This is a genomic window from Kitasatospora sp. NPDC057904 (assembly GCF_042887925.1).
In the GTDB taxonomy this organism is placed as follows: domain Bacteria; phylum Actinomycetota; class Actinomycetes; order Streptomycetales; family Streptomycetaceae; genus Kitasatospora.
The window spans coordinates 698,568-704,567 of record NZ_JBHVOL010000001.1; the positions used below are offsets into that span (position 1 = coordinate 698,568).

Genomic DNA, 6,000 nt, shown 5'->3' on the forward strand with positions numbered 1-6,000 from the left:
GACCCGGCAGTCCTGCCCGCCGGGCACACAGAGTGAGTTACCCGATACGCTCCGCAGTATGCGGAGGTGAACCGGGCTATCCGGGCCCTTCCCACGGGCACCGTCAACTCCAGCTTTCCCACCCGGAGTTGACGGCGAACCATCAACCGACGACGGCTGTCGCGCCCCCGGAGTCGAGCCGGTCGGTCACCGACACCACGCCGTCCACCGAGCGGCACAGGTTCAGCACGATCGGCACGAGGTGCGGCTCCGGCACGGTGCCGCTGAGCACCACCCGGCCCTGGTCCACCTCCACGCCGATCTCGGCCGGGCTGACGCCGTCGATCCGCCCGAGCACCTCCTCGACGATCTCGCGCCGGATCACCCGGTCCTCGCGCAGGAACACCCGCAGGAGGTCCCCGCGGCTCACCATGCCGATCACGCGGCCGTCCTCGTCCAGCACCGGCAGGCGCTTCAGCCCGTGCCGGCTCATCAGCCGGGCCGCCGCGACGACGCTGGTGCCGGGCGTGGTGCAGACCGGCTGCGTCGTCATCAGGTCCGCCGCCGTGACGGTGCCGCCGGGCCCCGCCTGCGCCGACTCCGGGGCCGGCAACAGGCTGCCCGTGTCCTCCTGGGCGGCGAGGGTGCGCAGCAGGTCCGCCTCGGAAACGACGCCCAGCGGCCGGCCGTCGGCGTCGACCACCGGCACGCCGGTGATGTCGTAGTCGGTCAGCAGCGCGACGATCTCCCGGAAGCCGGTCTCGGGCGCGACCCGGACCACCGGGCTGGTCATCACTGATTCGACGGTGGCATGCCGCAACGCAGGTTCACCTCGTCCAACGGGTTCCTCCGGACGGTTCCTTCCGGCCGGTACCCGCAGCATGGCCCCCGACGGCGGCGATCGCCAGGGGCCAAGGGGCCGAACGGGTGGGACCTACGGCCCCCGGTCCGAACGCGGTGCCGACAGCGGAGGGCCGGGCCCTCGTCCCGGGCCCCGCGCACCGGTCCGCCTGCCCGAACGGCGATCCGCCGGCCCGAACGGCGCAACCATCACATGATCGACTCGTTGGACCGTCCACCACGACACGATCATGCTCCGGGGAGGGCCCGTTGGCAGGACCGACAGACACCGCCGCGCAGCCGTCCCGGCACCCGGTGGCCCAGGCCGAGGCCGCCCTGGTGCGCCACTACCGGCGGCTGGCCCGGCTCGCCTACCTCGCCCTGCCCGCCGACCGCGACCGGCACAGCCGGGTGCTCGCCGCACACGCCGCCGTCCAGCGCGCGCTGCCGTCCCGCTGGACCCGCCGCTCCGGTCCGGCGGACGGCGTCGACGACGGCCCCGTCTACGGCGAGCTCCGCCACCGCGTCCTGCTCGCCGCCCTGCGCCCGCACCCCGCCCACCGGCTGCTGGCACCCCGCGCGTGGGGACTGCGGCTGTTCACCCCGCACGGCGACGAGGCGGACGCGGAGCTGGACCGGGCGCTCGCCGGGCTCGCCGCGCCGGCGCGGGTGGCGTTCGCCCTGCGCGCGGTCGAGGAGCTCACGCCGGAGCGCGTGGCGGAGGTCCTGCGCCGTGCGGGAGTCGAGCGCCCGGAGGACGCGATCGAGGCCGTTGCCTGCCTGCGCGCGGACACGGAACCGCCCGCCTTCGACCCGTGCGCCGTCCGCGTCCAGGCCACCGACCTGCTGCGCCGTCGCCGCGCCCGCACCGCCGCACTCGCCGTGGCCGTCCTCGGCCTCACCACCACCGCGGCCGTCCTCGGCGGCGGCTCCGGCGTCACCCCGCCGAGCCGCCCGCTGGTCGTCGCCCCGGCCGGCTCGGTCGTCGACCCGGCCAAGCTCGGCCACGTCCCGGCCGACCAGTGGCAGCACACCGCCCGGCTCGACTTCACCGCCTGGCCCGCGCGCGGCGACCGCCGCGACGACGACGCCCTGCTCGGCCGCGCCCTCGCCGCCTGGACCCACCCCGGCGCCCGGACCCGCGTCGAGCCCGGCGCCGACGCCACCCCGCCCGCCACCACGCCGAGCCTGCTGTTCGCCGGCACGGTGGACGGCACCGCCGTCGTCGTCCTGTACGACGGCCCGCACCTCGCCCGCTACACCGACGGCCCCGGCGGCGGCCTGGACCTCGCCCGCGCCGACGACTCCGACGTGACGACGGCGGGCGCCGTCGTGCTGCGCCGCCAGGGCACCACCGCCCGCTACCTCCTGGCCCCCTGGGTGGACGCCGCCGAGACCCGACGGATCGACCAACCCGACGCCCCCGCACGCGCGTTGGACCACCCGGACGGCATCACCGCGGCGGCGCCGACCGGCGCCCTCTCCGATTGCCAGGGTGCCACCGTGCTCCAGCTGCACTCCTCCCCCGTGGTCGCCGAGAAGCACACCTTCCTCCTCGCCGACGTCGGCGGCCTCGTGCCCGCCCACCTCACCTACACCCCGCCGCCCGCCCAGGGCACCCCCACCCCCACCGGCGGCCCCGGCCCTGCGCGCGCACCGCGCGAGGCCACCGGGCCGGACGCGCTCGTCGCCTGGGCGCACGGCGGGTGTGCCGTCCCGGACGCCACACCCGGTGTCAAACAGCTCGAACTCTGGGCGTTCGCCGTCCAGCCCCTGCCGCAGAACGCGGGCACCGCGGCCTGGACGTGCCTGCGCGCCGACCGCTGGAACGGCGACGGCAGCGCCGCCACCACCGTCCTGCTGCCCTCCGCCCGCGGCCCCCAGCGCACCGGCGGCGGCCAGGGCCGGGCGTGCAGCCGCTTCGAGCAGGACACCGTCGGCTCCACGTGGTGGCGCTCCCCGCAGGGCACCGAGTTCCTCCTCGCCGCCGGCAGCCGCCGCGTCACCCGGCTCACCGTCAAGGGCCCCGACTGGTCCGCCGACCGCCCCGCCCCGGACCACACCCTCGCCCTCGAACGCCCGGCCCCCACGACCGCCCAGGTCGAAGCCGTCCTGGACAACGGCGCCCGCATCACACCACTGCGCTGACCGCCCCTCCGCTGACCGCCCTTCCGCCGGCCGACCTCAGCGCCCGACCGCCGACTCGGCCTCGTAGTCCGGCAGCTCGACACTGCTCACCTGCTTTCCCAGCGCCAGCATCCGGTCCAGCACCCACCGCCGGTTCAGCAGCGCGTTGCGCACTCGCAGGCCGGCGGCGGTGCGCGGCGCCAGGAACGGGCCGGTGCGGTCCCCGCCCTTCTGGCACCCCTGGGCATAGCCGCGCAGCAGGCGCTCGTAGCGGGCGAAGGCGGTGCAGTGGTCGCCGCGCGCCCGGGCCAGCTCGCCCGCGAGGACGTACGCGGCCACGACGGCGGTGCCGGTGCCCATCCCGCCGATGGTGGCGCCGCAGGCCGCGTCGCCGAGCAGGCCGATCCGCCCGGTCGACCACGCGGGGACGTCGGCCCGGCTGATCGAGTCGAAGTACAGCTCGGGCGCGGCCCGTAGGCTCTCCAGGAGCCGGGGCACCTCCCAGCCCAGGCCGTCGAACGCGGACCGGACGAATTCCTTCTGCTGCCCCGGGTCGTGGCGGTCGTGGACGAGCTCGGGGGACGCGAAGAGGAAGAAGGCGCCGGCCCGGGTCGGGTCGCGGTGGTCGGCACCGACCGCGGCGAGCCGGCCGGGCACGTTCAGCCCGACCGAACCGGGCGCCAGGCCGGTGTCGTTGGGCAACTGCCAGGTGGCCGCGTAGTAGCCGAGGTGGCGGACGTACCGATCCTCGGGGCCGAAAGCGAGGCGCCGGACGGTGGAGTGCAGCCCATCGGCCCCGATCACCAGGTCGAACTCGCGCTCCGCGCCGCGCCGGAAGGCCACCCGGACTCCGTTCGGCGTCTCCTCCAGCGCGGTGATCGAGTCCCCGAAGACGTACTCGGCGCGGTCGGAGCTGCGCCGGTGCAGCAGTTGGGCCAGCTCACCGCGCGGGACCTCCACGTCGCCGCCAGCGAACTCGGCGGGCAGGTGGAGGAGCCTGCGCCCGTCCGGGCCGACGAAGGTGATCGGACTGCCACCGGTGCCGAGCGCGCGCAGCTCGTCGAGCACGCCCATCCGTTCCAGCACGGTCAGGTGGGTCGCGCCACGGAAGTCGACGTCCTGCCCGCCGCCGCGCAGCGCGGGGGCCAGCTCGACGACGGTGACGTCGAAGCCGTACCGGCCGAGCCAGTGGGCGAGGGCAGGGCCGGCGATGCTCGCGCCCGAGATCAGGACCTTGGTGCTCACGGGAAACCACTCCGTCCGGAACGAGTCCACAACTGCGTCCATCAGACACAGTTACATTGCTGTGTACGGTAGACACAGTTGATTCCGGACGCAAGAGCCCGAGGAGCGGACGTGGCGGCAGACGTGGACGAGCCGGCGAACGAGACCGTCCGGCTCCTCTGGGGCCCGCCGGCCAAGCCCACGCGCGGGCCGAAGCCGGCCCTCAGCCTGGAGCGGATCGCCGCGGCGGGCATCGAGGTCGCGGACACGGAAGGCCTCGGCGCCGTCTCGATGCAGCGCGTCGCCGGACTGCTCGACTACACGAAGATGGCGCTCTACCGGTACGTCCCCGGCAAGGCCGAACTCGTCGCACTGATGGTCGAGTTCGCTGTGGCCGAGCCGCCGGCCGGACCGGCGGACGGTCACTGGCGGGACCACCTCGCCACCTGGGCGCGGGAGTTGACACGGTCGTTCGTCGCCCACCCGTGGCTGCTCGACGCCACCGTCGGACCCCGCGTGATGGGCCCGAAAGAACTCGCCTGGCTGGAGCGGGTCGTGTCCGCCCTGGACGGCCACGGTCTGACCGGCGCCGAGCGCATGGACGCCGCCGTCCTGCTCGCCGGACACGTCCGCGGCATCGTCCAGCAGGCGCGCGCCGCCGGGGCGGAGGGCTCCCCCGAGGCCCGACTCCTGACCATCCTGGGCGGGCTGGTCCAGCAGCATGCCGACGACTACCCCGCCCTCGCCGCCGCGATGGCCGAACCGGGCGGCCGGGACAACGCCCTGGACTTCGGCCTCGCCCGGATCCTGGACGGCCTGGCGGCCCTGATCGAGCAACGCGCCGCCCGGCCGTAAATCCATTCGAAGCGGCCGGGGAGCGGTCGCTACGATGCCGCCCCATGGCGATGTTCGTGCACCTGACCTCGACCGCGGACGCACCGCGGGTCCGCCGCGCAGGCATCCGGGCCGACAGCCGCGGCCAGGGCGGCGCGCGCGGCGTGTACTGCTTCCCCGTCCTGCCCTCGTACACCCTGACCCACCAGTGGCTGCGCGAGCTGGCCCGGTTCGGCAGGCCGGGCGGGCTCGTCGCGGTGCACGTCCGCCTGCCCGACGACGAACCGGTCCTGGCCGGCCACTACCGGGACCGCGCCAAGGACGCCCAGCTCCCGATGACGGCCGCCGAGGCCGTGCACCGGATCCGCGCGCTGCCGGACCCGCGCGGCTGGGAGGTCTTCCTCTCCCGCGCCGTGGCCTCCCGCGAGATCCACCGGATCCGCACCGCCCCGCAGGTCACCGGCTGGCGCTACGTCCCGGACGCCCACGGCACCCGCCCCTGCACGTGCTACGGGTGCCGGGTCCTCGGCGGGTACGGCAGCCGCCGCCTGCGCGAACGCAATCCGCACCCCCTGGACGGCCCGCCCCCACCCGCACGCGTCCTCCTCGCCCGCATCGACGCCGCCGGCACCCCGGGAGACCCCGCCCGGCTCCGCGACACCCTCCACTGGTTCTCCCTGCGCCGCCGGGGCCCCGTCGAGCGCGTGGCCCACCTGGCCGACCACCCCGCCCCCGAAGTCCGCCAAGCCCTCGTCCAGGCCCTCAACGCCTGGTCCACGCCCGGCGCGCGCGGGCTCGTCACCGCCCTGGCCGCCGACCCCCACCCCGACGTCCGCGAAGCAGTCGCATGGGCCGCCTACAACTGGTCCACCCCCGGCACGCGCGAACTCCTCACCACTCTGGCCGCCGACCCCCACCCCGACGTCCGCGAAGCAGTCGCATGGGCCGCCTACAACTGGTCCACCCCCGGCACGCGCGAACTCCTCACCACTCTGG

At 75.6% G+C, this 6,000-nt stretch carries 5 protein-coding genes; 3 read left to right on the plus strand and 2 right to left on the minus strand.

Going from position 1 to position 6,000, the window contains the following annotated elements; translation table 11 throughout:
* Positions 1 to 142: 142 nt before the first annotated feature.
* Positions 143 to 772 (minus strand): CBS domain-containing protein, encoded by a 630-nt coding sequence (locus tag ACFVSN_RS03280; RefSeq protein WP_380439746.1) that lies wholly within the window; start codon positions 770 to 772, stop codon positions 143 to 145.
* Positions 773 to 1,089: 317 nt separating this feature from the next.
* Here ACFVSN_RS03280 and ACFVSN_RS03285 point away from each other — a divergent pair, with 317 nt between their 5' ends.
* A complete protein-coding gene (locus tag ACFVSN_RS03285) occupies positions 1,090 to 2,967 on the plus strand; it encodes a hypothetical protein (RefSeq protein ID WP_387590456.1) in 1,878 nt (625 codons plus the stop codon).
* A gap of 36 nt (positions 2,968 to 3,003) precedes the next feature.
* On the opposite strand, the gene ACFVSN_RS03290 is transcribed toward ACFVSN_RS03285, so the two are convergent.
* Entirely contained in the window at positions 3,004 to 4,191 is a 1,188-nt protein-coding gene (locus tag ACFVSN_RS03290; RefSeq protein WP_387590453.1) for an FAD-dependent monooxygenase, read from the minus strand.
* A 111-nt stretch (positions 4,192 to 4,302) separates the two neighbouring features.
* Here ACFVSN_RS03290 and ACFVSN_RS03295 point away from each other — a divergent pair, with 111 nt between their 5' ends.
* Together ACFVSN_RS03295 and ACFVSN_RS03300 are read left to right on the plus strand one after the other, a co-directional pair.
* Complete coding sequence (locus ACFVSN_RS03295) at positions 4,303 to 5,025, plus strand: TetR/AcrR family transcriptional regulator C-terminal domain-containing protein (protein WP_387590450.1); 723 nt, start codon at positions 4,303 to 4,305, stop codon at positions 5,023 to 5,025.
* Between the two features lie 44 nt (positions 5,026 to 5,069).
* The coding region (locus ACFVSN_RS03300) for a HEAT repeat domain-containing protein (RefSeq protein WP_387953608.1) at positions 5,070 to 6,000 on the plus strand (931 nt) is incomplete at its 3' end.

What these genes read in the sequence shown, in the direction of transcription:
- ACFVSN_RS03280 (WP_380439746.1), bottom strand. Translation starts at nt 772, where the DNA reads ATGACCAGCCCGGTGGTCCGGGTCGCGCCCGAGACCGGCTTCCGGGAG.